General features: G+C 62.5%; 23 protein-coding genes and 1 pseudogene. 3 read left to right on the top strand and 21 right to left on the bottom strand.

Going from position 1 to position 24660, the window contains the following annotated elements:
* Positions 1–21 precede the first annotated feature (21 nt).
* The 5 genes from AC0L3D_RS09455 to AC0L3D_RS09435 are packed head-to-tail and all read right to left on the bottom strand — an operon-like array spanning position 22 to position 3798.
* Positions 22–981, bottom strand: coding sequence for a quinoprotein relay system zinc metallohydrolase 2 (locus AC0L3D_RS09455; RefSeq protein ID WP_473643998.1), 960 nt, complete (start codon positions 979–981; stop codon positions 22–24).
* A 31-nt stretch (positions 982–1012) separates the two neighbouring features.
* Positions 1013–1753 (bottom strand): ABC transporter ATP-binding protein, encoded by a 741-nt coding sequence (locus AC0L3D_RS09450; RefSeq protein WP_128173417.1) that lies wholly within the window; start codon positions 1751–1753, stop codon positions 1013–1015.
* Complete coding sequence (locus tag AC0L3D_RS09445) at positions 1722–2501, bottom strand: ABC transporter permease (RefSeq protein ID WP_473644035.1); 780 nt, start codon at positions 2499–2501, stop codon at positions 1722–1724. Before AC0L3D_RS09445 ends, AC0L3D_RS09450 begins: the two co-directional genes overlap by 32 nt.
* Before the next feature lie 44 nt (positions 2502–2545).
* The gene (locus tag AC0L3D_RS09440) at positions 2546–3550 is read right to left on the bottom strand and encodes an ABC transporter substrate-binding protein (protein WP_473643996.1); all 1005 of its coding nucleotides are present in this window, start codon (positions 3548–3550) and stop codon (positions 2546–2548) included.
* Positions 3551–3588: 38 nt separating this feature from the next.
* Positions 3589–3798: a hypothetical protein gene (locus AC0L3D_RS09435; protein ID WP_027151301.1), complete on the bottom strand. Its 210-nt coding sequence runs from the start codon at positions 3796–3798 to the stop codon at positions 3589–3591.
* A 696-nt stretch (positions 3799–4494) separates the two neighbouring features.
* Here AC0L3D_RS09435 and AC0L3D_RS09430 point away from each other — a divergent pair.
* Entirely contained in the window at positions 4495–4875 is a 381-nt protein-coding gene (locus tag AC0L3D_RS09430; protein ID WP_027151302.1) for a c-type cytochrome, read from the top strand.
* Between the two features lie 83 nt (positions 4876–4958).
* Here the strand turns inward: AC0L3D_RS09430 and gph are convergent, their stop codons facing one another.
* From gph to AC0L3D_RS09380, 10 genes are read right to left on the bottom strand one after another with little or no spacing between them, the layout of a single operon-like run.
* Positions 4959–5660, bottom strand: a complete 702-nt coding sequence (gph, locus tag AC0L3D_RS09425; RefSeq protein ID WP_473643994.1) for a phosphoglycolate phosphatase — start codon at positions 5658–5660, stop codon at positions 4959–4961.
* Positions 5657–6214 carry a thioredoxin family protein gene (locus AC0L3D_RS09420; RefSeq protein ID WP_473643992.1) on the bottom strand — a complete coding sequence of 186 codons (558 nt, stop codon included), beginning with the start codon at positions 6212–6214 and terminating at the stop codon, positions 5657–5659. The genes gph and AC0L3D_RS09420 overlap by 4 nt, the downstream gene beginning before the upstream one ends.
* Positions 6215–6235: 21 nt before the next feature.
* The gene (gene rpe / locus AC0L3D_RS09415) at positions 6236–6922 is read right to left on the bottom strand and encodes a ribulose-phosphate 3-epimerase (RefSeq protein ID WP_473643990.1); all 687 of its coding nucleotides are present in this window, start codon (positions 6920–6922) and stop codon (positions 6236–6238) included.
* Between the two features lie 54 nt (positions 6923–6976).
* The gene (gene cbbX / locus AC0L3D_RS09410; RefSeq protein WP_023797689.1) at positions 6977–7915 is read right to left on the bottom strand and encodes a CbbX protein; all 939 of its coding nucleotides are present in this window, start codon (positions 7913–7915) and stop codon (positions 6977–6979) included.
* 8 nt (positions 7916–7923) lie between these two features.
* A complete protein-coding gene (locus tag AC0L3D_RS09405) occupies positions 7924–8358 on the bottom strand; it encodes a ribulose bisphosphate carboxylase small subunit (RefSeq protein ID WP_023797690.1) in 435 nt (144 codons plus the stop codon).
* Positions 8359–8376: 18 nt separating this feature from the next.
* A complete protein-coding gene (locus AC0L3D_RS09400; protein WP_023797691.1) occupies positions 8377–9870 on the bottom strand; it encodes a ribulose-bisphosphate carboxylase large subunit in 1494 nt (497 codons plus the stop codon).
* A gap of 21 nt (positions 9871–9891) precedes the next feature.
* Positions 9892–10971, bottom strand: a complete 1080-nt coding sequence (gene fba, locus AC0L3D_RS09395; RefSeq protein WP_023797692.1) for a class II fructose-bisphosphate aldolase — start codon at positions 10969–10971, stop codon at positions 9892–9894.
* A gap of 15 nt (positions 10972–10986) precedes the next feature.
* On the bottom strand, positions 10987–12993 hold the full coding sequence (gene tkt / locus AC0L3D_RS09390; protein ID WP_473643988.1) for a transketolase: 2007 nt from the start codon (positions 12991–12993) through the stop codon (positions 10987–10989).
* A gap of 10 nt (positions 12994–13003) precedes the next feature.
* Positions 13004–13876 (bottom strand): phosphoribulokinase, encoded by an 873-nt coding sequence (locus tag AC0L3D_RS09385; RefSeq protein ID WP_287171229.1) that lies wholly within the window; start codon positions 13874–13876, stop codon positions 13004–13006.
* A 5-nt stretch (positions 13877–13881) separates the two neighbouring features.
* Complete coding sequence (locus tag AC0L3D_RS09380; protein ID WP_023797695.1) at positions 13882–14928, bottom strand: class 1 fructose-bisphosphatase; 1047 nt, start codon at positions 14926–14928, stop codon at positions 13882–13884.
* Positions 14929–15047: 119 nt separating this feature from the next.
* Between AC0L3D_RS09380 and AC0L3D_RS09375 the strand changes: the two genes are divergently transcribed.
* The gene (locus AC0L3D_RS09375; RefSeq protein WP_473643986.1) at positions 15048–16004 is read left to right on the top strand and encodes a LysR family transcriptional regulator; all 957 of its coding nucleotides are present in this window, start codon (positions 15048–15050) and stop codon (positions 16002–16004) included.
* A 135-nt stretch (positions 16005–16139) separates the two neighbouring features.
* Here AC0L3D_RS09375 and AC0L3D_RS09370 read toward each other — a convergent pair whose 3' ends face one another.
* The 5 genes from AC0L3D_RS09370 to AC0L3D_RS09350 form a co-directional block, all read right to left on the bottom strand.
* Entirely contained in the window at positions 16140–16589 is a 450-nt protein-coding gene (locus AC0L3D_RS09370; RefSeq protein ID WP_473643984.1) for a TetR/AcrR family transcriptional regulator, read from the bottom strand.
* Between the two features lie 202 nt (positions 16590–16791).
* Entirely contained in the window at positions 16792–19911 is a 3120-nt protein-coding gene (locus AC0L3D_RS09365; protein ID WP_473644033.1) for an efflux RND transporter permease subunit, read from the bottom strand.
* A 2-nt stretch (positions 19912–19913) separates the two neighbouring features.
* The gene (locus AC0L3D_RS09360; protein WP_473628273.1) at positions 19914–21023 is read right to left on the bottom strand and encodes an efflux RND transporter periplasmic adaptor subunit; all 1110 of its coding nucleotides are present in this window, start codon (positions 21021–21023) and stop codon (positions 19914–19916) included.
* A 35-nt stretch (positions 21024–21058) separates the two neighbouring features.
* A complete protein-coding gene (locus tag AC0L3D_RS09355; protein WP_473643983.1) occupies positions 21059–21472 on the bottom strand; it encodes a hypothetical protein in 414 nt (137 codons plus the stop codon).
* A 1317-nt stretch (positions 21473–22789) separates the two neighbouring features.
* Positions 22790–23368 (bottom strand): hypothetical protein, encoded by a 579-nt coding sequence (locus AC0L3D_RS09350; protein ID WP_473643981.1) that lies wholly within the window; start codon positions 23366–23368, stop codon positions 22790–22792.
* Between the two features lie 66 nt (positions 23369–23434).
* Between AC0L3D_RS09350 and AC0L3D_RS09345 the strand changes: the two are divergent.
* Positions 23435–23563: pseudogene (locus tag AC0L3D_RS09345) on the top strand (transposase domain-containing protein); the annotation flags it as partial.
* Positions 23564–23575: 12 nt separating this feature from the next.
* Here the strand turns inward: AC0L3D_RS09345 and pip are convergent.
* Entirely contained in the window at positions 23576–24538 is a 963-nt protein-coding gene (gene pip, locus AC0L3D_RS09340) for a prolyl aminopeptidase (protein WP_473643979.1), read from the bottom strand.
* Positions 24539–24660: the final 122 nt, after the last annotated feature.

Here is a 24660-nt window from a genome sequence, read left to right as displayed (position 1 = left end):
TCCAGCGCATGTCACTGTCGTCTATTCCCATTCGAGTTCGGCAAAGGCGGCTGTTGCATTGCGCTCGTTGTAGTCGTCGAACAGATGCCAATTGCCCCGTTCGCTTGCGCCGGCGGTCTTGACGGCGTCGCGGAGCGGCGTCCCGTTGGCGATCGCCTTGCGAATATCGCGCGCCAGAATCTCGAAATAGCGCCGCTCTCCCGTCAGCGCCGCCGGCCAGTCGGCCGGCACCGGGCCATGACCCGGCACGACGCGCGTGGCGCCAATCGCGGCGAGCCCATCCATCTGGCGGAGCCAGCCGAGCAGCGATCCGTCGAGCGTCGGCAAGGAACCGATGAAAACCAGATCGCCGGCAAACAACGTGCGGGTCGCGCTGTCGAAGACGGTCAGGTCGTTGTCGGTGTGAGCCGCCTTCCATGCCTGCAATTCGAGCACGCGTCCGCCGAGGTCGAGCTGCAGGCGATCGTCGACCAGCATCGTCGGCGGTATGATCTCGATCCCTTTGATAAGCGCGTCGCCGATCTGTTCGCGAAAGCTCTGCAGGTAGAAGGCACCGCGCGCCTCGAGGGCACGCGGCAGATTGTGGTGGCCGACGATGGTGGCGCCGATCTGCCGGAACGCCGCGTTGCCGAAGACATGGTCGGGGTGCATATGGGTGTTGATCAGGTAGCGAACCGGCTTGGCGCTTATCTTGCCGATCGCGGCGATGAGGGCGTTCGCCTCAATCAGGCTGCCGCCGCTGTCGATGACGGCGTCGTCGTCGGCGCCGAGGTTGGAGATCGCGCCCTGGTTGGCGGCGCTCATCAATTCATCGACGCCCTGGAAAGCGAAGACGCCGTCGGCGACTTTCCTGAGCTTGAATTCAAGGCCGTAGGCTGCGGCGACAGCGGCCCGCCCGAGGCAACAGGGCAGCATCGCGGCGCTGACCGCGGTGCAGGCGAAGCCGTTCACAAGCTTGCGTCGTATCCTGTCGATCGGCATGGCTTCCTCCCAATTCCGAACTGTAAGGCGATCAGGCCACGCCCGGAAATTTTTGCTGGAACGACCGCAAAAGGTCGCTCATCACCTGTGGATTGCGATAGTGCCGCGGCAGCCTTACGTCGAACATGCCGAGCACATGGGCCGGCCGCTGCGCGAGCACGATGATGCGGTCCGACAGCATCAGGGCCTCGCGCAGATTGTGGGTTACCATCAGGGCGGTCGTGGGCCGCGCCGACCACACGGTCAAAAGCAGGTGCCGAAGCCGCTCGGCGGTCCGTTCGTCGAGTGAGGCAAAGGGTTCGTCCAGGAACAGCACCGCCGGTTCGGTGGCGAAGGCCCTGGCAAGCGCTGCCCTGCGTGCAAGGCCGAGCGAAAGCTCGGCCGGATAGAGCGAGCGCATGCCGGCGAGGCCGAGCGTGTCGAACAGCCCGTCGAGGTTCTTCGTTCTCAGGCTTTTCGGCAGCGCCAGCCTGACATTCTGCTCCACCGTCCGCCACGGCAGCAAGACCGGCTCCTGGAACACGGCGGCGATCCGGTCGGAGCCGCCTTCAGGCAGCTGGAACGAGCCGGAAAAGTCCTTGTCCAACCCAAGCAGGATGCGCAGCGTCGTGGTCTTGCCGCAGCCGGACGGCCCCAGTAAGCAGGCGAATTCGCCTTGCCGGACCTCGAAGGAAAGGTCCTGGAGCGCCGTGATCGAGACGCCTTGCGCGGACCTGAAAGTCTTTTCGGCGATGTCGACCCTAAGCGGGACGACGGCGCCAACGGGTTGCATGTCGTTCAACGGGCTGCACCAGAAGGAGTTCGATGACAAGCATCACCGCCACGAAAGTCAGGGTGTAGGCAAGGATGGCGGCGACGTCGAAGAGCTGGAAATAAAGATAGATCTGGAAGCCGACGCCGTTGGAGCGGCCGAGCAGTTCGACCACCAGGACGATCTTCCAGATGAGAGCGATGCCGGATCGTGAGGCGGCGGCAAGATAGGGCTGCAGTTGCGGCAGCAGGACATGGCGGGCGCGGTCGAGGAGACCGAAGCGGTAGACGGCGGCCATTTCGGCGTAACTCGGATCAAGCGCTCTGGCGCCCTCGCGCATCGTCACCACGACATTCGGGATCTTGTTGACGGCAACCGCGCCAATGGCCGCCGCTTCGTTGAGGCCGAACCAGATGTAGGCGAGCACGATGACCACCAGCGCGGGAATGTTGAGGAACAGGACCACCCAGGGAGCGAAGAACCGGTCTGCGCTGCGGTGGCTGCCGAGGAGGACGCCGATGACCGAGCCAACAACCATCGCGACGACATATGCCGCGGCAACCCGGCCGAGCGTGGCGCCGAGATGGTAGAAAAGATCGCCGTTCGCCGCCTCTGCGAGCAGCACCTGCCAGACCTGTCCCGGCCCTGGAAAGGCACGGCTCGGCCAGGCATTTGCCGCAAGGCCCCACAGCAGGCCAAGCCCGAGCAGAGAGACCGCGACCGTCAGCACCGGTGTCAGCGCCGCTGCCAGGCCGACTTGGCTGGACATGCCGGCCGCAGCGCCAGGCGGGCGATCGCCGGTATCAGGTGCGCTCATTGCTTGGGTACCTGCCAGAACGTGCCGGGCGCCATCTCCGGCGCGCGGCCGACCAGCTTTTCGCCGCCGATCTCGGCCAGCACACGATAGAGCTTGCCGGCGTCGGCCGCATCCTCGGCGACCGGGCGTCTGGGAATGCCTTCGCGATAGCGGTCACGCAGTCTTGCCAGTTCCTCGCCTTGCGCGCGGATATCAGGCGCAAGGCGCAGCCACTCATCGTCGGATCTGGCCAGCAAGTCCTTGGACTGCGCCGAAGCCTTGATGAAGCCGCTGATAGCGTCCGGATGGTCGTTCGCCCATTTGTCATGAAAGACATAGCCGAGCGCCGATACGGCGCCCGCGGCCCCGAGCGCTTTCGCCGCAGCGTCGGCGCCGATCAGCCGACGAAAGCCGTTGGCCTCGAGCCGGGCGCAAAAATGCCAGAAATTGAGCACCGCATCGAGCTCGCCCTGCATCGCCTTTTCCGAAATCAGCGGCGGCGCGCCAAAGACGATGTCGCTGGTTGCCGCCAGGTCGAGGCCGTGATCGCGTCTGGCCAGCGCCTGGATCAGCAGCCAGCTTTTATCGAGAGGTCCGCCGGCGACGCCGAGCTTTTTTCCGCTGAGATCGGTGATCGTGCGGATCGGCGCTCCCTCCTTCACCATGATTGCCCCGACGGCGGTCGAATAGGGGACCAGTGTGAGGTCGACTCCTTCGGAGCGCTGGCGCGAGACCCACAGCCAGTCGGAGACGATCATGTCGATCGCGCCGGCCAGCATGGCGACGTTGGTTGCATCCTCGCCGGCGAAATCGAGGATCTCCAGATCGATGCCGTTGGCTGCGTCGAACCTGTGGTGCTTCATCGTGTCAAGCGCCCAGCTCACGGTGCCGAATTTCAGCACACCGATGCGAACCCTGTTCGTGGCGAAGGCGGGCGTTGTGGCGAAGGAGGGCTTTGGGACAAGTGCCGCGGCTGCTCCAAGAGCCGCCAGCCGGAGCGTTCCTCGACGCGAAATCATCATGATGTCTCCTCCCGGGGCCGCAACCGGCCGGGCGCCGATCAGATCGCACGGTCTTTGTTCGGGAACGCGCATTTCCAGCGCTTGACCTTGAGGGTCGGGTGTTCCTGCGACCATTTCGCGATTTCGGTGGGCGCCAGCATCATGCATTGGAACAGAGAGCCGCGGCTCTCGAAATAGAGATGTTCGTCTCGGCAATTGCCCGGATTGGCAATCAGGCAAACCGTCAATATGAGGTCGACCATATCCATTCAGCACCTCTTGCGCGCTTGAAGACGCCCGCTTTGACGAGTTCCGGCCCGATCCGCGAGCCTGGACAAAATCGCCAACTGCCGGAGTCCCGAGGTGCCCATGGAAAACCGGAATGGTTTGAGGCTACGCGCTCGCCCGATGGCCGTCAACAACGGGAATGGATTGGGTCTACCGGAGCCGAGCGCGCTCTGAACTTGGGGGGCGCCGATACCTGAAACAAAAAACCCGCCTCGATGCGGGTCATTGGCGCAGATCAGCGCAAAGACAATCGAGTCCGTTTGCGCTGCCCCTCATTGCCCTGCCGGGCATTTCTCCCCGTACAGTGACGGGGAGAAAGACGCCTTTGCAAAGGATTTCGCCAATCTCCAGCGTCGCAGAAAGGGCGCCGACGTTGCGGCCAGCCCCCCTTCGCCCCGTCCCTATACGGGGAGAAGGTGCCGGCAGGCGGATGAGGGGCAGCGCCGTCGTCGACAGTCGCCAATACGACTTGGACGCGCTCCTTTGTCCGAAACGATTGCCTGGTGCGAACCGCTGCATGGTTGACATCGCTCATCTGCCGGGTAGCTTCCAGGGTGCAGGCGCTGCAACTCCACAGGGGAGACGTTTTCGCTCTGCATAAAACGATGCATGCCGATGATCAGACAAAGGCATGCGCTAATCGTCCAGGGCACCTTGACGATCAATGAGGAAATGCCATGCGTGCAGTCGCATTTTTCGCCGTCGTGTCCGTTGCGACGTTTATTACAAACCAATCGCAGGCACAGGATGCCGCCGCGGGTGAGAAGGTCTTCGCCAAATGCAAGGCCTGCCATGTCGTCGACGAGGACAAGAACAAGATCGGTCCGTCGTTAAGCGGCGTTATCGGCCGGACGGCCGGCACGCATCCGGGGTTCAAATATTCCAAACCGATGGCCGAGGCGGGCAAATCCGGCGTCAAATGGGACGAAGCCACGCTGACGAATTATCTTCGCGACCCGAAGGGCATGATCAAAGGTACGAAGATGGCGTTTCCCGGTCTCAAGAAGGACGAGGATCTCGCCAACGTCATCGCCTATCTGAAGCAATACTCCAAATAACCCGGTTTTTCCGCAGGAGTAACGCGACTTCGCCGGCCGTTCGCAAACTGCGTGCGGCCGGCGCCCGCACTGGTTGGCGCCGGTCAAGCGGCGTCTTGCAGCCTGCGCATGGCGGAAGGCAGGTCGAGCAGGCCGTCGCAAACCAGGTCGGCGCCAAGCGCTTCAACGGCAATTTGGGTGTAGCCGCCACGCAGCAGGATAGCCGGCATGCCGGCGGCGCGGGCGGCGGCCACGTCGGCGCCGCTGTCTCCGACCATCAGTGCGTCACGAGGCTCGACCTGAAGCTGGTCGAGCGCCAGCAGCAGAGCGTCGGGCGCCGGTTTCAGGCAAGTTACCGCGTCTCCGCCGACGATCGCGCCGAGATGCTCCGTCAGCCCGAAATGCAGCAGGATTTCGCGAGCCGCCAGCTGCGGCTTGTTGGTCACCACGCCCATCGCTATTCCGCTCAAGTGGAAGTGGGTGAGAACCTCCCTGACGCCGGGCATCAGCGTCGTCAGGCCGGTCAGATGCCTGCGGTAGATCGGCGCCATGGCACGGTTGGCTTCATCGAGCGCGCTGCCGAGGAGCGGCGCGCCGGATGCCGCGAAGGCTCGCTCGATCAGTTTCCTGACGCCGCCGCCGATCATCGCCCTGACCTGTTCCAGGCGCAGCGGCGACAGATCGCGGCCGGCCAGCAGCTCGTTGACGGCGGCGGTTATATCGGGCGCCGAATCGACCAGCGTGCCGTCGAGATCGAACAGGATCGCCTTTGGCGATCGAAACGGCCTACTCATGCCGACGTTCATGCAGCATCCTTCCACTTGATCGAGCAGCCGATCGAAGCGATCTGGTCCAGCGGTCCGTCGCCGGTCCGGGCAGTTTGTCTCATCGCCTCGAAAAGGTCGCGTCTCAATCCGGGCGGTCCAGCGTCGCGCCGCGCCGCGTCCAGCCGGCCGCGATATTGCAGCGTCAATTCGCTGTTGAACCCGAAGAAATCCGGAGTGCAAACGGCTCCATAGGCACGCGCCACCGTCTGGCGCTCGTCGTGGAGGTAGGGGAAAGTGAAGCCGTTCGCCCTGGCGAAGAGCTTCATGTTGTCGAAGGAATCATCGGGATAGGCGTCGGCATCGTTGGAGCTGATCGCGACAAAGCCGATGCCTTCGGGCTTGAGGTCGCTGGCATCGCGGACGATGCGTGAAATCACCGCCTTCACATAAGGGCAGTGGTTGCAGATGAAGGCCACCACCAGCCCGTTCGGGCCGGCATGGCTGAAGATCGAATGCGATTTGCCGTCGACACCGGGCAAGACGGCATCGATGGCTTGCCAGCCGAAATCGCAGACAGGTGGGATTGCCCCCATGTCGTCCTCCGATGAAATGGTTTACGCGGCTTTCCGGATCGCGCCGTCGGCTGCCTGCCTGATGGCGCCGATATTGGCGCGATAGGCCGCCTCGCTGCCGCCCTTGAAGATAGCCGAGCCGGCGACCAGCACATTGGCGCCGGCCGCGGTGACCAGCGGGGCGGTCTCGGGGGTGATGCCGCCGTCGATCTCGATGTCGATCGGGCGATTGCCGATCAGCGCCTTGACCCGCCTGACCTTGTCGACGACCGCCGGAATGAAAGCCTGGCCGCCGAAACCCGGATTGACCGTCATCAGAAGCACCAGATCGAGCCGGTCGAGCACATATTCGATGACGCTTTCCGGCGTCGACGGGTTCAGCGACACGCCGGCCTTCTTGCCGAGATTCCTGATCGCCTGCAGCGAACGGTCGAGATGCGGCCCGGCCTCGGCATGCACGGTGATGATGTCGCAGCCGGCCTCGGCGAAGGCGGCGAGATAGGCGTCGGCCGGCGCAATCATCAGGTGACAGTCGAAGACCTTGTCGGTTCGGTCACGGATCGCCTTGATCACCGGCGGGCCGAACGTGATGTTGGGCACGAAATGGCCGTCCATCACGTCGAGATGGATCCAGTCGGCACCCGCCCGGACGACTGCTTCGACCTCGTCGCCGAGCCGCGAGAAATCCGCAGAAAGCACCGAGGGGGCGATGATTGTCTTGGTACCCATGGTCGGCTCCCATTCTGTCTTGCGTTCGATCGCTGCACGCCAACCGGCGTCTTGTCAGCGCGGCTTCGTCTCCGGTTCGCCTTCGAGCTTGCCTTCCGCGAACACGCGGCTGCCGCGAATATCGGATTCTTCAATGGTGATAAGGTCGGTCTTCGTCAATGCCCGGTCGCGCGACGTGAAAAGCCGGTTGGCCTGGCGAAGCCGCGCCCGGTCGAGCCCATTGCGGACCGAGCGAGCGTTGGAGAAATGCGGCAGCCGCATGCGGATCGGCAGATACTCTTCGAGCGCCTTGGCCGCCGCCTCGCTGAGACGGTAATTCTGTTCCGCCAGCATGATCTCGGCGATCGATTTGAGCTCGCCGACGCCGTAGTCGGGAAAATCGAGGTGGTGGGCGATGCGCGAGCGCATACCGGGATTGCTATTGAAGAAGCGGTCCATCTTGTCCTTGTAACCGGCAAGAATCACAACCAGATCGTCACGGTTGTTTTCCATGCATTGCAGCAGGATCTCGATCGATTCCTGGCCGTAGTCACGTTCGTTCTCGGGCTTGTAGAGATAGTAGGCCTCGTCGATGAAAAGCACCCCGCCCATGGCGCGCTTGATCACTTCGCGGGTTTTGGGCGCGGTGTGGCCGACATACTGGCCGACGAGATCGTCTCGCGTCACTGCGACCATGTGGCCTTCGCGGACATAGCCGAGACGATGCAGGATTTCGGCCATCCTGAGCGCCACGGTGGTCTTTCCGGTGCCGGGGTTTCCGGTGAAGTTCATGTGCAGGGTCGGCGCGCCCGAGGTCAGGCCGAACTTGCGGCGAAGCCGGTCGACCAGGAGCAGCGCCGCGATCTCGCGGATGCGGGTCTTGATGGGCTTCAGGCCAACGAGTTCGCGGTCGAGCTTGCCCAGCACCTCATCGATGTTGGACGCCTCGAACTCGGCCTGCAGATCGACCGGCGCGTCCGGCGCGGCAGTGCCCTTTGCTATCGCGTCCAGCATGGTTTCGGCTAGCTCCGCTCGCCTTCGGGCCTGTCGGTCGCATAAGGCACGATCGAATAGCCCTGGCTGCGGCCGTCGCGCTCCTGGCGCAGCAGCCGGAACCCGGGTTCGTTGGGCGGCCGGTTGACGATGAACGACATGCGCGGCGCTTCCCAGCCCTTGCTCGAATCGAAGGCGGTGACCCGGACATACATGTTGGGCATGGCTTTCCGGCAATTGTTGACTTCAAGCAGGATGCCCGCCGGGTCCTTCAGGTCGAACATCGGGTTGCCGTACATTTCCCAATAGGTGTTTCGCGGATGCGGATCGTCCGTGTACTCGACGCTGACCGCCCAGTGGTTTTTCAGCGCGTATTTGATCTGCGCCGAAATCTGCTCATCGGTCAGGTCGGGCAGGAACGAAAACTGTCCCTGCGTGACCTTGTTTCCCGGATTGGTCATCATGGCGACGGTTCCTTTCGTCTAGAAGCTGGGCGTTGCGGTTGGCACGAAGTCGGCCGTGTCGGTCGATTCGTAGTTGAAGGTGACGTCCTTCCATGTCTCCAGGGCAGCTTTCAGCGGCGTGCACCATCTGGCCGCCTGTTCGAGGATTTTGGTGCCCTCGCGCAGATAGTCGCGGCCCTCGTTGCGGGCGAGGATCATCGCCTCCAACGCGACGCGATTGGCCGTCGCGCCGGCCTGGATGCCGTCCGGATGGCCGATCGTGCCGCCGCCGAACTGCAGGACGACGTCCTCGCCGAGATAATGGATCAGCTGGTGCATCTGGCCGGCATGGATGCCACCCGAGGCGACGGGCATCACCTTGTTGAGCGAGGCCCAGTCCTGGTCGAAGAACAGCCCGGTTTCGAGGTTCTGCGGCGTGCGCTCCTCGCGCAGCGTGTCATAGAAACCCTTGATCATCAGCGGGTCGCCTTCCAGCTTGCCGACAACGGTACCGGCATGGATGTGGTCGACGCCGGCCATCCGCATCCATTTGCAGATGACGCGAAAATTCATGCCGTGGTTCTTCTGGCGCGAATAGGTCGAGTTGCCGGCGCGGTGCAGGTGCAGGATCATGTCGTTGCGGCGTGCCCATTTGGCCATCGACTGGATCGCCGTGTAGCCGATGACCAGGTCGATCATGACGATGCAGGAGCCAAGCTGTTTTGCGAATTCGGCGCGCTCGTACATCTCCTCCATCGTGCCGGCGGTGACGTTGAGATAATGGCCCTTGACCTCGCCGGTGGCGGCCGACGCCTTGTTCACGGCCTCCATGCAGTAGAGGAAGCGGTCGCGCCAGTGCATGAACGGCTGTGAGTTGATGTTCTCGTCGTCCTTGACGAAGTCGAGGCCACCCTTCAGCGCCTCGTAGACGACGCGGCCATAGTTGCGGCCTGACAGGCCAAGCTTCGGCTTCGTCGTCGCGCCGAGCAGCGGCCGGCCGAACTTGTCGAGCCGCTCGCGTTCCACCACGATGCCGGTCGCCGGGCCCTGGAAGGTCTTCAGGTAAGCCACCGGGATGCGCATGTCCTCGAGCCGCAAGGCCTTGACTGCCTTGAAGCCGAACACGTTGCCGATGATCGATGCGGTCAGGTTGGCGATTGAGCCCGGCTCGAACAGGTCGAGGTCGTAGGCGATGTAGGCGAAGTACTGCTGCTCGGTCTTGGTGCCGGGACCGGTGTTCGGCACCGGCTCGGATCTGAACGCCTTGGCGCGGTAGAGCTCGCAGGCGGTCAGCCTGTCGGTCCACACCACGGTCCATGTCGCGGTTGAGGATTCACCGGCGATGGCGGCCGCCGCCTCCTCGTGGTCGACGCCTGGCTGCGGCGTGATCCGAAACATGGCGATCAGGTCGGTCTCCTTGGGCCGGTAGTCCGGCTCCCAGTAGCCCATCTTCTTGTAGGGGATGACGCCCGACTTGTAGCGTTCCTTGCCTTCCTTGAGCGTGCCAGCTGACGGCATGTCGATCTTGTTCATGACAGGTCTCCTGTTTGCCGCTCAGGCGGCTTTCGCGGTTGCGATTTGCGGGTCGAGTTTTCCCGCGGCATAACGTTTGGCCATCTCGTCCATGGCGATGACCCTGATCTTCGAGGCGTTGCCCGCGGTGCCGAAGCGCTCGAAACGATCGCGGCAAAGGTCGCGCAGGGCATCCATGGCGGGTTTCAGGAATTTGCGCGGATCGAATTCGCGCGGGTCCTCCGTCGCGACTCGGCGGAACTGCCCGGCCATGGCCATGCGGCAATCGGTGTCGATGTTGACCTTGCGCACGCCGTACCGGATGCCGCGCTCAATCTCCTCGACCGGAACGCCAAAGGTCTGGGGCATCTCGCCGCCATATCGGTTGATGACGTCCTGCAGTTCCTGCGGCACCGAGGAAGAGCCATGCATGACCAGATGCGTGTTGGGCAGCTTTTCGTGGATCGCCTCGATCACCTGCATGGCGAGGATGCCGCCGTCGGGCTTGCGGCTGAATTTGTAGGCGCCGTGCGAGGTGCCGCAGGCGATCGCCAGCGCGTCGACCCGGGTGGCGGTGACGAAGTCGACCGCCTGATCGGGATCGGTCAAAAGCTGGTCGTGGGAAAGCACACCTTCGGCGCCATGCCCGTCCTCGGCCTCGCCCTGGCCGGTTTCCAGCGAGCCGAGCACGCCGAGCTCGCCTTCGACGGAAGCGCCGACCCAATGCGCCATGCGTGCGACACGTTCGGTGATGGCGACGTTGTAGTCGTAGCTCGCCGGCGTCTTGGCGTCCGCCATCAATGAGCCGTCCATCATCACCGAGGTGAAGCCGTGGCGGATCGCCGAAAGGCAGGTGGCTTCGTTGTTGCCGTGGTCCTGATGGATGCAGAGCGGTATGGCCGGATGCATTTCGGTCAACGCCTCCATCATCTTGGCCAGCATGATGTCGTTGGCATAGGAGCGGGCGCCGCGTGAGGCCTGGATGATGACCGGCGCGTCGCAGGCCCTGGCCGCCTCCATGATGGCAAGGCCCTGTTCCATGTTGTTGATGTTGAATGCCGGAACGCCGTAGCCGTGCTCGGCGGCATGGTCGAGAAGCTGGCGAAGGGTGATGCGGGCCATTTTTTGGGGTCCTTCCTAGATGATGAGCTTCAGCGCCGCTGCAGCGATGGCTTCGGGCGTGATGTCGAAATGCTGGTAGAGATCCGGGGCAGGGGCGCTGGCGCCGAAACCGGCCATGCCGACGAAAGCGCCGGTGTCGCCGGTCCAGCGGTCCCAGCCGAGCCGTGCTGCGGCTTCGACGGCGACGCGCGGCGCCGAGCCGAGGACCGCCTTGCGGGTGTCGGCATCCTGTTCCTCGAACAGCTCCCAGCACGGCATCGAGACGACGGCGGCGGCGATGCCGTGCTCGGTCTCCAGCCGTTCGGCGGCGGCAACGGCGATCTCGACCTCCGATCCGGTGGCGATCAGCGTCACGGCGCGGTGCCCGGCCGGCTCGCGCAGGACATAGGCGCCCCGGCTGGACAGGTTCTCTTCGCTATCTGTGTGGCGCAGCATCGGCAGGTTCTGCCGCGAGAGCACCAGCACGCTCGGCCGGTTCTTGCTCTTCAGCGCCAGTTCCCAGCACTCTGCCGTTTCGATGATGTCGGCCGGCCGGAAGACGTTGAGGTTCGGCGTCGCCCGCAGCATCGCCAGGTGCTCGATCGGCTGGTGGGTCGGGCCGTCCTCGCCGAGGCCGATTGAGTCATGCGTCATCACATAGATGACGCGCTGGCCCATCAGCGCCGACAGCCGCATCGCGCCGCGGGCATAGTCGGCGAAGCACAGGAAGGTGCCGCCATAAGGCACGAAGCCGCCATGCAGCGCGATGCCGTTCATGGCCGCGGCCATGCCATGCTCGCGGATGCCGTAGTGGATGTAGCGGCCGGCATAGGCACCAGGCGCTATGCGATCCATGCCCTTGGTGATCGTCAGGTTCGAATGCGTCAGGTCTGCGGAGCCGCCGACGGTCAGCTCGGTTGCGGCGTTGATGGCGCCGAGCGCCATCTCGGAAGCTTTTCGCGTTGCGACCTTGGTCGCCTTTTCGACATGCTCTTTGCGGAAAGCGCCGAGCGCTTCGAAGACCGCGTCGGGCAGGGTGCCGGCGACCGCACTCTCGAAGGCCTGGCGCTGCGGCGAGGCGGCAAACCGCTGCTCCCAGGCGTGCCGCGCCGCTTGCCCGCGCTCGGCAATTTCGCGCCAGGCGAACAGGATGTCGTCCGGCACCTCGAACGGCGCGCAGGCCCAGCCGATGTTCTCGCGCGTCGCGGCGATCTCGGCATCGCCCAGCGGCGCGCCGTGCGTCTTTTCCGAGCCGCCCAGATTGGGCGCGCCCTTGCCGATCACCGTTCGGCAGGCGATCAGTGACGGCCGGTCCGACTGCTGCGCCGCTTCGATTGCCGCAGCGACGGCTTCCGTGTCGTGGCCGTCCACCGACTGGACATGCCATCCGGCGGCTTCGAACCGTCCCGGCTGGTCCATCGATGTCGACAGCGACGTCGGTCCGTCGATCGAGATCGCATTGTCGTCCCAGAAGACGATCAGCCGGGCGAGCTTCAGGTGACCGGCAAGGTCGATCGCCTCGTGGCTGATGCCTTCCTGCAGGCAGCCGTCGCCGGCGATCGCGTAGGTGAAATGGTCGACGAGATCGGCGCCGTGGCGGGCAGCAAGCATGCGCTCGGCCAGCGCCATGCCGACGGCGGTCGAAATGCCTTGCCCTAGCGGACCGGTCGTCGTCTCGATGCCAAGCGCATGGCCATATTCGGGATGTCCGGCGGTGCGGCTGCCCAGCTGGCGAAACCGCTGCAGTTGCTCGATCGGCATGTCTTCGTAGCCGAGCAGGTAGTGCAGCGCATATTGCAGCATCGAGCCGTGCCCGGCCGAAAGCACGAAGCGGTCGCGATCGGGCCAGTTGGGCGCCGACGGATCGATGTTGATGAAGCGGCTGAACAGCACCGTCGCAACGTCGGCCATGCCCATCGGCATGCCCGGATGACCGGAATTGGCCTTTTGGACGCTGTCCATCGCCAGTGCGCGAATGGCGTTCGCCATGTCGCGCTCCGAGACGGCGGCGACGGGCTTCAGGGCTGCTGCTTGGCTGTTCATGGCGTCCTCCTCACGACACACGGTTCTTGCGTTCGATCAATTGCAGGATGAGCGGCGTCAGGATCAGCTGCATGGCAAGATCGAGCTTGTTGCCTGGCACCACTATGGAATTCGGCCGCGACATGAACGAGTCGTGGATCATCGAAAGCAGGTAGGGGAAATCGATGCCGCGGGGATTGGCGAAGCGGATGACCAGCATCGATTCGTCGGGCGTCGGGATCCAGCGCGCGATGAACGGGTTTGACGTGTCGACGATCGGCACCCGCTGGAAGTTGATGGCGGTCTGCGAGAATTGCGGGACGATGTAGCGGACATAATCCGGCATGCGGCGCAGGATGACGTCCATCACCGCCTCGGTGGAATAGCCGCGGGTTGCCCGGTCGCGATGGATCTTCTGGATCCATTCGAGATTGATGACCGGCACCACGCCGATCCTGAGGTCGGCATGCCTGGCCAGGTCTATCTTGTCGGTGACGACGCAGCCATGCAGGCCCTCGTAGAAGAGCAGGTCGCTCGGCGGGAATTCGCGCCATTCGGTAAATTGCCCCGGCGGCGTGCCGTACTGCTTCTCCTCGTCCTCGTCATGGATGTAGGTGCGGGTCTTTCCGGTTCCGCGGCGGCCATATTCCTCAAACACCTCTTCGAGGATTGCGAGCTCGTTGGCCTCGGCATGGAAGTGGGTGAAGTTCGGATTGCCGGCCTTCTCCTCCTCGGCCACCTTGATCTTCATCGTGGCGCGGTCGTAGCGGTGAAAGGCATCGCCTTCGATGAAGGCGGCGTCGATGTTCTCACGCCGGAAGATCAGCTCGAAGATGCGCTTGACCGAGGTGGTGCCGGCGCCTGACGACCCGGTGATGGTGATGATGGGGTGCTTTGCCGACATGATGTTCAGGCCCTGAACAGGCCGCGGCGGCTGAACAGCGGCGCACGCTCGCCGATCGCGCTGGGCTCGGTGTGGTAGCGGGTGATGCGTGCGACTTCGCGCGCCGATCCGAATACCACGGGCACGCGCTGGTGCAGGCCCTCGGGCTCGATTTCGAGGATGCGGGTGATGGTGTCGGTGGCGGCGCCGCCCGCCTGTTCGATGAGATAGGCGATCGGGTTGGCCTCATAGACGAGGCGCAGCCGTCCCTGGCGGTAACCCTTGCGCTTGTCGCCTGGATACAGGAATACGCCGCCGCGCATCAATATGCGGTAGCAGTCGGCGACGAGGGAGGCGATCCAGCGCATGTTGAAGTCCTTTCCGCGTGGGCCTTCAGTGCCTTCGAGGCAGTCGTCGATGTAGAGCCGCACCGCCTCGTCCCAATGCCGGTAGTTGGCGGCGTTGATGGCGAACTCCTGGGTACGCTGCGGGATGATCCGGCTCTCGTAGGCCTGGACGAAGGTGCCGAGCCTGGTCGAGAGAACGAAGACATGCGTGCCGCTGCCGAGCGACAGGACCAGCGCCAGCTGCGGCCCGTAGATGAAGAAACCGGCGCCCAGCTGCTTCACGCCTGGCTGCAAAAAAGAGGCGGCCGGATTTTCGTCCGGCGCGCCAGTTGCAGGGAGGAGCGAGAAGATCGTTCCGATCGACACGTTGGTGTCGATGTTGGAAGAGCCGTCGAGCGGGTCGATGGCGATGGCGAGAGGCGCCTGGCTGTCGAGCAGGACCGGCTGCTCCAGTTCCTCGGAGGCGTAGAGCGCGACCGGAGCGTGGCGCATGGCGTCGAGGAAGATGTCGTCGGCGAAGATGTCGAGATCCTTCTGGATGTCGCCGTCGGCATTGGCGCTGCGGGTCCCGGCAAAGGCGGTGCCGAGCACCCCCTGATTGATGGTGTTGCGGACCTTGGTGGCGGCCTGCGTCAGCTGACGGACGGTCGCGACGACTGCCGAACGCAGTTCGTCGGGCGGGCCGAGATAGGAATTCAGAAATGCGTCGAGCGTTGCCGCTGGCATCGTAACCTCCCGATCCAGCCGCAACTCCTCCGGCCGGATTGGGGAATGAGAACAAACTGCCATGGATAAGTAAAATTCAATAACTTTACTTTCATGCTAAAAAAAATTTAGTATGGCGCATGAGAAACCTCACGCTCAGGCAATTCAAGACCGTCCAGGCCATCATCAGCCATGGAAAAATTGTTAGCGCGGCCAAGGTGTTAGGCTTGTCTCCTCCAGCGGTGACGATCCAGTTGCGGCAGGTCGAGGAGGAGTTCCAGCTGGCCTTGTTCGACCGGACGTCGGACGGCATGCGTCCGACTGCCGCAGGTCTGGCCTTCGTCGAGACGGCGCAGGCGATCGAGGAGCGGCTTCGCCTGCTCGAAGACAAGATGGATGCGATCAAGGGCGTGCGTATCGGCAGCTTGCGGCTCGGCGTCGTTTCCACCGCCAAATATTTCGCGCCGCGGCTGATGGCCGGCTTCATGAAGGAACATCCCGACATCGACATGCGGCTCGCCATCGGCAACCGCGCCGAAACCATCAACAGTCTGAAGAACCACGACATCGACATCGCGCTGATGGGACGTCCGGCGAGGGAAGTTCCGGTGCGTGCCTCGGTCTTCGGCGATCACCCGCTGGTCATCATCGCGCCGCCCGACCACCCGCTGGCGTCGGCGCGCGAGATATCCAAGGAGCGGATCGCCGAAGAGCATTTCCTGATCCGCGAGCCGGGCTCCGGCACGCGCATCTCGCTGGAAATATTCCTCAGCGACGTGCCCGGCCGCATCGACGATCTCGGCGTCGAGATGGGCTCGAACGAGACGATCAAGCAGGCGGTGATGGCCGGGCTCGGCATCGCCTTCATCTCTGCCCACACCATCGCCGCCGAAACCGAAGCCGGCCGGCTGGTCATCCTCGACGTGGTCGGCATGCCGATCCGCCGGCAATGGTTTTCGGTGATGCGCAGCGATCACGCGATCTCGCCGGCGATGGCGACGTTCCACGATTTCCTGATGCGCAAGGGCGCGATGTACCTGCCGCTGTTCGGCAAGCTCTATCCGCACGAACGACCGAACATTGGAGGTCGCGCCTGAATTGAGGGCGGAATGCGTCGCTGGCAGCCACCTGCCAGGGCGGCTAGTTCGATTTGCCGAGGGCTTTCAGGACAAAGCGAATCTGCGTGCGCAGGCCCGCTTCGGTGTCTTCGCCGTGTTGAACGCAGTGCTCGATCAGAATCGGGTGGAAGAACGGCGTGAACGCGGCGCCGCATCTGCCGGGTCCTCGACCTTGAGTTCGCCCGCCTCGGTCCCCTCACGAATGATCGCCTCAAGGATTTCCAACATTCGCTCGACATGCGCCTTGATGACCGCCCGATTCTCGCGCAGGGCGGCGACGATCAAGTCGTGCATGCTTCTTTCCTTGATCAATTTCGTCTTGTTGTGCTGGTGAACGGCGGTCAGGAGCCGGTCGAGCTTCTCCAAGGCCGGCGCGTTGGTGCGTGCGATCGCAACGGCGATGTCCGCGACCTCGTTCACGACCTGCCTGCACATGGATTCGTTGATTGCATCCCTGGAGGAAAAGAAACGGTAGACGTTCGCCCGGCTCATGCCGAGTTCGGAGGCGATGTCGGCTACCGACGTCTTATGGTAGCCGATGCGGCGAAAATGCGCCTCTGCCACCTCCAGGATGCGAGCCCGCACCTCGTCGGGATCCGTTCGCGTTCCGACCGGATGATTCATGGATGTCTCCAGAACTGATGATGGATCTGCCGGGCTCGCCCTGAACGATCATTTGCAAGCGGTAAGGTCGTGCGACTGGCCCTGCGTATATTCAGGCAAGGCCAGCGGCGAAATTTTGATCCGCCTGCTCGACAACAGGACCCTATTCAGCAGCAATTGCTGTTTGCTTTTCCAATTCATTCGTCGAGCCGGATGGTTCCTCACGGACCTCGTCAGCAGTCGGCTTGATGCCGAACCACGCGGCGTAGAGCGCGGGAAGGAAGAGCAGGATCAGCACCGTGCCAACCGCCGTGCCGCCGATCAGCGTATAGGCCATCGATCCCCAGAAGACGGAGTGCGTGAGCGGGATGAAGGCCAGCACAGCGGCGAGTGCCGTCAGGATCACGGGCCTCGTGCGTTGCACCGTCGCCTCGATCACGGCGTGATAGTCGTCAAGGCCGGCAGCACGGTTCTCCTTGATCTGTTCGGTCAGGATCAGCGTGTTGCGCATCAGGATGCCGGCCAGTCCTATCATGCCCAGAATGGCGTTGAATCCGAAGGGCTGGTTGAAGGTGAGCAGCATCGGCACGACGCCGACAAGACCAAGCGGCGCCGTCAGCATCACCATGGACATCGTTGAGAAGGATCGTACCTGCAGCATGATAACAATCAGCATGGCGGCTATCATTGCCGGAAAGACTTTAGCAAGCGCGGTGTTGGCCTTTTCAGCCTCCTCGATCGATCCGCCCAATTCGATGCGATAGCCGCCCGAAAGGGATGCAATCAGCGGCTGAAGGGCCTTCACGATCTCCTTGGAAACCTCTGGAGGCTGAGTCGCTTCGTTGATATCCGAGCGGATCGTGATGACAGGCGTGCGATCGCGGCGCTTCATGATCGGCTCTTCCAGACGGATTTCCGAATGGCCGATCTGGTCGAGCGGAATCGGGCGACCGTCCCGGCTCATCAGTGAGAAATCCGCCAACCGTGTCGGATCCAGCCGCTCGCCGCCGGCGCTGCGTGCGACGATGGGGACGTTGCGGATGTCCTCGCGAACCTGCGTAACGGGGATGCCGGTGAGCAAGAACTGGAGTTGCTGGCCCACCTCTGCCGGCGACAGGCCGATGAGGTTCAGTCGATCCTGATCCGGGACGAAGCGGAGCACGGGTGTGCGATTGCCCCAATCGCGGTTGGCCTGACGCACGTCCGGGACGCCCCGCATGATGTCGAGGGCCTTCTCGGATATGCTGTAGAGTTGCGCGGGATCAGGTCCGACAATCCGGAACTCGACCGGGAACGGCGTGTAGGGGCCGAACACGAGTTGCGTGACGCGGACATTGGCTTCGGGTGCAAGCCCCTCTGCCACCGCCTCGCGGAGGCGGTGCTTCAACACCTCACGCGCCTCGGCGTCCTGGGTCAGCACGACGATCTTGGCGAAGGCAGGATCAGGCAGTTCCGGCGCCATTGCGAAAAAGAAGCGGGGCGCGCCCTGACCGACATAGCTCGTGACGATCTTGGCTTCGGCTTGGTCGTCCAGCCAGCCTTCGAGCTTCTCGACCGTAGCGGTCGTCGTCTCGATGCTGGTGCCTTCAGGCAGGCGAATCTCCACCAGCACTTCGGGGCGGTCGGATGTCGGGAAGAACTGCTGTTTGAGAGAGCCCATGCCGACAACGGAAAGCACGAAGGCGATGCCAACGATACCGCTGATCATGAACTTGTGGCGCACGGCGAAGGTGATGAGCCGCCGCAAGCGCCGATAATTGGGTGTGTCATAGATCGCGTGGTGACCGCCTTCGACCGGTTTGATCGCGGGCAGCATCTTGACGCCGAGGTAAGGTGTGAAGACCACCGCGACGATCCAGGAGACGATGAGGGCGAACCCTACGACCCAAAAGATGTTGCCGGCGTATTCGCCGGCCGTCGAGCGCGCGAAGCCCACCGGCAGGAAGCCGGCGATCGTCACGAGCGTTCCGGACAGCATCGGCGCCGCAGTGTGGCTCCACGCATAGGCCGCCGCCTTGATGCGGTCCATGCCTTCTTCCATCTTCACCACCATCACCTCGATGGCAATGATGGCGTCGTCCACGAGAAGACCGAGCGCCAGGATGAGGGCGCCGAGCGTGATGCGGTCGAAGAACCGGCCGGTCTCCAGCATGATGAGGAACACGACGGCAAGCGTCAGAGGGACGGCAGCCGCCACCACGATGCCGACGCGCCAGCCGAGGCTCAACAGGCTCACCAAGAGCACCACACCGAGCGCCATCGCAAACTTCATCATGAATTCGTCGACCGCAGAGGTGATGTTGACGGCCTGGTCGGTCACCTTGTCGAGCGTCATCCCGAGTGGCAGTGTCTGTGCGATGGCTGCTGTCCTGTCCTCCAGCGCCTTGCCGAGCGCGAGACCATCCCAGCCCTCCTGCATGACAGCCGCGAGCATGATTGTGGGCTCACCCTGACGTCGAATGAGGTAGGTGGGGGGATCTTCATAGCCGCGCCGGACTTCGGCGATATCTGAGAGCTTCAGCGTCCGCCCCGCAGCGGCAATCGGCGTGTCGGCGATCGCCTGAACGCTGTCATAAGCGCCGTCCACCCGGATGAAGACCCGCGGCCCCTGGGTGTCGATGGAGCCTGCCGGCGTGAGGGTGTTCTGCCGCTGCAAGGCGGCGACGATGTCCTGTGCCGACACGCCGAGGGTGGCCAGCTTGGCGTAGGAAAATTCGACGAATATCTGTTCGGGACGTTCACCAAGGATGTTGATCTTCTTGACGCCGGGCACGTGCAGGAGGTCCTGGCGGATCGCCTCGGCCTGTCTCGCCAACTCACGCATCGGCATGCCCTTGGCCTTCAGCGCATAAAGGGCGAAGCTTACATCCGAATATTCGTCGTTGACGAAGGGCCCGAAGACGCCGGACGGCAGGTTGCGGGCTTCATCCCCGAGCTTCTTGCGAGCCTGGTAGAACTCCTCCTGCACGACAGATGGCGGTGTGCTGTCCTTCAGCGTGACCGTCATATACGCGTAACCCGGCCGAGTGGTCGTCTCGACCCGGTCGTACCAGGTCATCTCCTGAAGCCGCTTCTCCAACGGTTCGGCGACGAGGTCCTGCATCTCGCGCGCCGTTGCGCCCGGCCATGCCGTCGTGACCGTCAGGGTCTTGATGGTGAAGTTGGGGTCCTCCGCCCGCCCGAGCATGACGAAAGCGTAGGCGCCGGCGGCGACCAGCAGGAGTATGAAGAACAGGGTAACGGCGCGTTCGCGAACGGCGATCGCGGAAAGATTTAGGTTCATCATCAGTTGCCCCTGCTTTCGGACGCAGTCCTGACGCGAGTGCCCTCCTGCAGGAGATGGGCGCCGAGCGAAACAATCGGATTGCTGGAGTTCAGTCCGGAGACCACCGCGGTTTCGCTGGTCACACGAACAAGCTTGACGGGCTGAAACTTTACGGTCGAGGTGGCGTTGTCCAGGACCCAAACGCCTGTCTTCTCGCCGTCATCGAGCACGGCTCCCAGCGGCACCTGGACTTCCCGCTGGCGTGCCTGGCCTGCAAGCCGAATGGTTACCGTCGCACCAAGCGGTGCTGCCGCCGCCTCACCGTCGAGCACATAACGGGCCTCATAGGTACGGGTCTGGGCATCGGCGGAGTTCGATAATTGCCGGAGATGTGCCGTATAACGACGCCCTTCGCCGCCATACACGCTGGCCTCGGCCGCCGACCCAATCGCCGGCCGGATCGTTTCGGGAAGCGCGACCACCGCTTCGCGGGAGCCGGCCTTGGCGATCCGGGCCACTGTCTGGCCGGCGGAGACGACCTGCCCCGGCTCGCCAAGCGTTTCGACCACCGTTCCATCCGCGTCGGCCAGCAGGACCGCGTAGATCGCTTCGTTCTCGGCGACCCGTGCTTCGGCTTCGGCGGCGGCGAGTTGCGCCTCGGCCGTATCGACCGCGGCCTTCGCCTGCTCGTAGCGCTGTCGGGGGACCCATCCATCCCTGAGCAAACTGGCGTATCGCCGTTCATCCGGTTCCGTCTGAACGACTGTTGCGCGCGCTGCGGCAACGGCGTTGCGCTTCGCCGTGAGCGCGAGGCGAAGGTCGGTGTCGTCGATGCGCATCAGTGGCTGACCAGCCTTGACCTCCTGACCCACATCCACGAGCCGCTCCACGATTTTGCCGGGGACTCGAAAGCCGAGATCGCTCTGCACCCTCGCCCCGACAATACCGGTAAAGCCGCGTTCGGATCCGGTCACCGGCGCTGCCGTCACCAGTCTGACGATCGGCGGTTCCTGCCTCAGGTCGCCTACGGCGGAGGCTCCCTGCGTAGGAATAGCAAGTGTGGCAAATGCCGCCGCTCCTGACATCGCGATCAGCACGCCCCCCAGCACAACAGCGGGTCTCTTTTTCACGTTCGTCGCCTCTCAAGAAAGATTGCATTTGACCTTTACATCGGCCCGACGGACGCGAGCCCAGCAGCACGCAGGCTGCCGTCTGCAAGGCGGGTCGGTGCGCTGGCATCGGCGCGCATGCCGGTCTCGGACGATACCGTCACCTCCTCGCCGGACCGCGAGAACGCGTAGAGCGGGCCGCGGTGGCCCGGTATCGAAAAGGCCACGGAGTCGCCGTCGGCGAGGCCCATGACGACGCGCTGCGGATCGCCGCCGATCTTCGGCGCGAAGGTGGCGGTGACTTCCAGGCGGTCGCCCTCGACCGGGACGTAATAGACGACCATGTCGAGGTGTCCCTCGTGCAGGCTGCCGGCTTCGATCGGGCGTCCTATGGTGGCTTCTTCGGCAAATGCCGGGGCGGCAAGAAACAGCGCGGCCAGAACCGAGGCGCTCAGGGTTTTGCGGATCATCTCGTATCTCCTTCGTTTTAGATTGCGTTCGAACTCTATAACTGAGTTAGATTACGAATGCAATCTAAAAAATGAAAATTTATGATGCATGTGAGTCGCATGGCGCATCGCGCAGACAGAATGGAGGGCTGCCCGATTGACGTGCTCGGTTCGGATGCCGCCAGGCAGGGCGCCGACGTGAGGCATCATTCGAGGCCGGGGATCAGGGATTATTCTGGGACGCTCGGTAGCTGGGTTGGCGAGGGCAGGGGCAAGGAGCCCAGCTGCAAGGCCATTCTCTCGACAATATTCGGCGCGGTGCTCCTCTCGCGACCGTCAACGACGAGCGGCTGTCGAAGCGGTTCCCGCAAGCGGCCGCCGAGAGCGCGCGGTGCTCGAAACAGAACCAGTGCGGCGTCTGCCTTGCTTGGCAAAGCCCCATCCTGCATTCTTGTCCTTGTCGCAACCTGGATGCTCGCACTTATGGTGCTGAATGCCTGGGCGCGTGACGCTGGGCAAGGCTACCCGGCACAACATGCTCCTCAATGGCCGCCAAGACAGGTTGGTTTTATAGAGATAGATAGGAAATAGATGGCGCGAGCCTCTGAATTAAATTTTGCGATACCGCCAAATTGATAACCGCATCCGTCTTCTTCTACGTAATGTTTGCCGACGTCGTAAAAATTGAAATACAGTTTACAAGCATCGTGACTTACACATGGTGGCCCCGAAAATTCCCCGTCATTTAGGTTTGCTGTGAAGGTCGTTTCAATCGAACTTCTTACGCATTTCGCAATAGAGCCATACGCACAAGGCTCGGAGGATTCGAAAATTTTGTCGGGATATATTGTGCAAAACCTGTCGTTTTTTAACATCTCACTGCCATCTGCAGCCACGGACCGAGGCTCTCCGCCTTTTGATGAGCAATACTCTGTGATCCTTCGAATGTAACCGCCAGAGTCGCTCAAAGTGGAATGAGAGACAGTCGCGGGAAAACTCGTCCCGCTAGCCAGATGAGAGAGTGCGACAAGGATAACCCGGAACATTTGAGATATCCCTCTTCAGGCAGATAGTGCCACACATCTGGATGACAGAGCAAAATGTATTGAAGATCACGTTGCTCGAGGTTCACCCCGAGAATCCTCCTAAGCGGTAGATGATCCACAAGCCGATGAAGATCGACGGCAAGATCCGTTGGCACACCAAGCGATTCCGGGCTGACACGCAGACCCGAACCTGACCATCACATCTAAGCCCAAGAGCATGGGAGCAGCTAGGATATTTGGAATAGGTGTTTCGGTCGGGTAGGATGCCGCCCTTGACGATCAGGTCAAAAACTCATCTTTCGACCATAGACGTTCCAATCAAATTGCCGTTGCGCCGAGCGCCTATGTCCAATGCGGATTGCACTTCCCGATCGATCTGCTCCCGCCGCGCCATGAACCAATTCTTAGCGCCTGGATAGTCAGCCGCCGATACGCCGGAGTCCGAAAAACCTAGCGTATTTTGGGACAAGGCAAGGATACCTTGCTGCCCCAATACAACGAAAAGAGCGACACGTGTTTCGGCGGAATTGGTCTCAAGCCATCTGGCGACCCCGATACCGACCATATTGTTCTGTAGGTCTTTCATGATTTCCACGGTCGTGTCAGGCTTTCCGCGTTTCACGTAGAGTTCAGCAAATTCATTGACCAGTCCACACCGGACGACCACCTCTTCGGCCATTGCCTCCGAAAGCCCGAGAAGCCTCAGTCCGGAATAGAGATAGGAAGACGCTGAAGCATGCTTGAGGGCGTTGCGATAGGTCCCGTCAAGACCTTGCTCAGTCACGATCCGGCGGACGCTCACTTCGAACCAGCTGTAAAAAGCGAGCGGCGGCAAAGCGATCAGGAGCGCCAGCGCTAAGAGCTTCCTCATCCGTCAAAACTCATCTTTCGCCTTCTGGTAAGGGACCAACAGCGCTTTCGGATAGACGCGTGGCGCGCCAGGCTTAACGACCTCAACCCAGAGGCCTGGCTCACCGACGTGCTTGCCCGCATTCCCGACGGTCATCCAATCAACCGGATCGACGAACTGCTGCCGTGGAACCGGTCCCAGAGGCTCCCAGCTTGACGAGCTCATTCATCATTGGCTCGGCGCGAATGAATCAAGCGCGACACGCATCTGTTCCATCGACTGCGGTCCGCCATGCCCTTCGGATTCCAGTATGTTCAAGCGGCTTGCCGGCCATATCCGATGGAGACGCCAGGCCGTTATTGCTGGCCCGCTAATGTCGCGGCGACCATGAACCAGAACGGCGGGAATATGTCCAATTGCGGAGACGCCGCGGAGTATCTCCTTTCCATTCTGAAGAAATCCGTCGTTCGACCAGTAGTGCGTGACAAGGGTCGCGAAAGCCAAGCCCTGTTCTTCGTCAAAGCGACGGTCAATCGGCACCCAGTTCAGATCAAGCGAGATGTGCGTCGACTCCCAATCGTTCCAGGCACGTGCTGCCCGTAGCCGATCCTCAATGTCCCCAGTGGCAAGCCGTCGCGCATAGGCCTCCACGATGCGCTCCCCATCGCGCCTAGCGGAGGCCTGCTCAAACCGTTGCCAGGCTTCGGGAAAGATGCGCCCAACCCCCTCGGTGATCCAATTGACCTCCTCCCGGCTTGTCGTCGTTACTGCGACGAGCACCAATTCCGAGACTCTATCTGGATGCGCTTGGGCATAAGCGAGCGCAAGGGTCGTCCCCCAGGACACGCCCGACACTAGCCACGTGTCGATGCCGAGGTGTCTTCTGACCGCTTTGATGTCCCCGATGAGCGACTGTGTCGTGTTGCGGTGCAGTTCGCCGAGAGCGTCGGTGATACGGGGGCGGCTTCGGCCGCATCCGCGCTGATTGATCCCCACAATGCGATATTTTTGCGGGTCGAAGCGACGGCGATAGCTGCCCGAGCCAAGAGCGCTGCCGGGGCCGCCATGCAGATAGAGAGCGGGCTTCCCGTCGGGATTGCCCGATACTTCCCAATAAATTTCATTTCCGTCGGCGACGCTGAGAAGCCCAGTATCGAACGGATCGATCGGAGGGTTCATATTTTCGGTCATGGCGTGGTTCGATATACCAACACGAGAGATCTTCAACGGGGGCTAACTTTGCAACGTGTCCGAACCGGGCTTTTCACGATCGGTTCCTTTCGCGTCCGACGCCGAACGAAAAGAGAACATTT

It is taken from the genome of Mesorhizobium sp. WSM4837, from assembly GCF_055811435.1.
Note: the sequence above shows the minus strand (reverse complement) of the source record. Positions and strands in the feature narration are given on the sequence as shown.

Coding starts and splice junctions, on each gene's coding strand:
- AC0L3D_RS09455 (WP_473643998.1), bottom strand. CDS start 981: ATGCCGATCGACAGGATACGACGCAAGCTTGTGAACGGCTTCGCCTGC.
- AC0L3D_RS09450 (WP_128173417.1), bottom strand. CDS start 1,753: ATGCAACCCGTTGGCGCCGTCGTCCCGCTTAGGGTCGACATCGCCGAA.
- AC0L3D_RS09445 (WP_473644035.1), bottom strand. CDS start 2,501: ATGTCCAGCCAAGTCGGCCTGGCAGCGGCGCTGACACCGGTGCTGACG.
- AC0L3D_RS09440 (WP_473643996.1), bottom strand. CDS start 3,550: ATGATGATTTCGCGTCGAGGAACGCTCCGGCTGGCGGCTCTTGGAGCA.
- AC0L3D_RS09435 (WP_027151301.1), bottom strand. CDS start 3,798: ATGGATATGGTCGACCTCATATTGACGGTTTGCCTGATTGCCAATCCG.
- AC0L3D_RS09430 (WP_027151302.1), top strand. CDS start 4,495: ATGCGTGCAGTCGCATTTTTCGCCGTCGTGTCCGTTGCGACGTTTATT.
- gph (WP_473643994.1), bottom strand. CDS start 5,660: ATGAACGTCGGCATGAGTAGGCCGTTTCGATCGCCAAAGGCGATCCTG.
- AC0L3D_RS09420 (WP_473643992.1), bottom strand. CDS start 6,214: ATGGGGGCAATCCCACCTGTCTGCGATTTCGGCTGGCAAGCCATCGAT.
- rpe (WP_473643990.1), bottom strand. CDS start 6,922: ATGGGTACCAAGACAATCATCGCCCCCTCGGTGCTTTCTGCGGATTTC.
- cbbX (WP_023797689.1), bottom strand. CDS start 7,915: ATGCTGGACGCGATAGCAAAGGGCACTGCCGCGCCGGACGCGCCGGTC.
- AC0L3D_RS09405 (WP_023797690.1), bottom strand. CDS start 8,358: ATGATGACCAATCCGGGAAACAAGGTCACGCAGGGACAGTTTTCGTTC.
- AC0L3D_RS09400 (WP_023797691.1), bottom strand. CDS start 9,870: ATGAACAAGATCGACATGCCGTCAGCTGGCACGCTCAAGGAAGGCAAG.
- fba (WP_023797692.1), bottom strand. CDS start 10,971: ATGGCCCGCATCACCCTTCGCCAGCTTCTCGACCATGCCGCCGAGCAC.
- tkt (WP_473643988.1), bottom strand. CDS start 12,993: ATGAACAGCCAAGCAGCAGCCCTGAAGCCCGTCGCCGCCGTCTCGGAG.
- AC0L3D_RS09385 (WP_287171229.1), bottom strand. CDS start 13,876: ATGTCGGCAAAGCACCCCATCATCACCATCACCGGGTCGTCAGGCGCC.
- AC0L3D_RS09380 (WP_023797695.1), bottom strand. CDS start 14,928: ATGCCAGCGGCAACGCTCGACGCATTTCTGAATTCCTATCTCGGCCCG.
- AC0L3D_RS09375 (WP_473643986.1), top strand. CDS start 15,048: ATGAGAAACCTCACGCTCAGGCAATTCAAGACCGTCCAGGCCATCATC.
- AC0L3D_RS09365 (WP_473644033.1), bottom strand. CDS start 19,911: ATGAACCTAAATCTTTCCGCGATCGCCGTTCGCGAACGCGCCGTTACC.
- AC0L3D_RS09355 (WP_473643983.1), bottom strand. CDS start 21,472: ATGATCCGCAAAACCCTGAGCGCCTCGGTTCTGGCCGCGCTGTTTCTT.
- AC0L3D_RS09350 (WP_473643981.1), bottom strand. CDS start 23,368: ATGAGGAAGCTCTTAGCGCTGGCGCTCCTGATCGCTTTGCCGCCGCTC.
- pip (WP_473643979.1), bottom strand. CDS start 24,538: ATGACCGAAAATATGAACCCTCCGATCGATCCGTTCGATACTGGGCTT.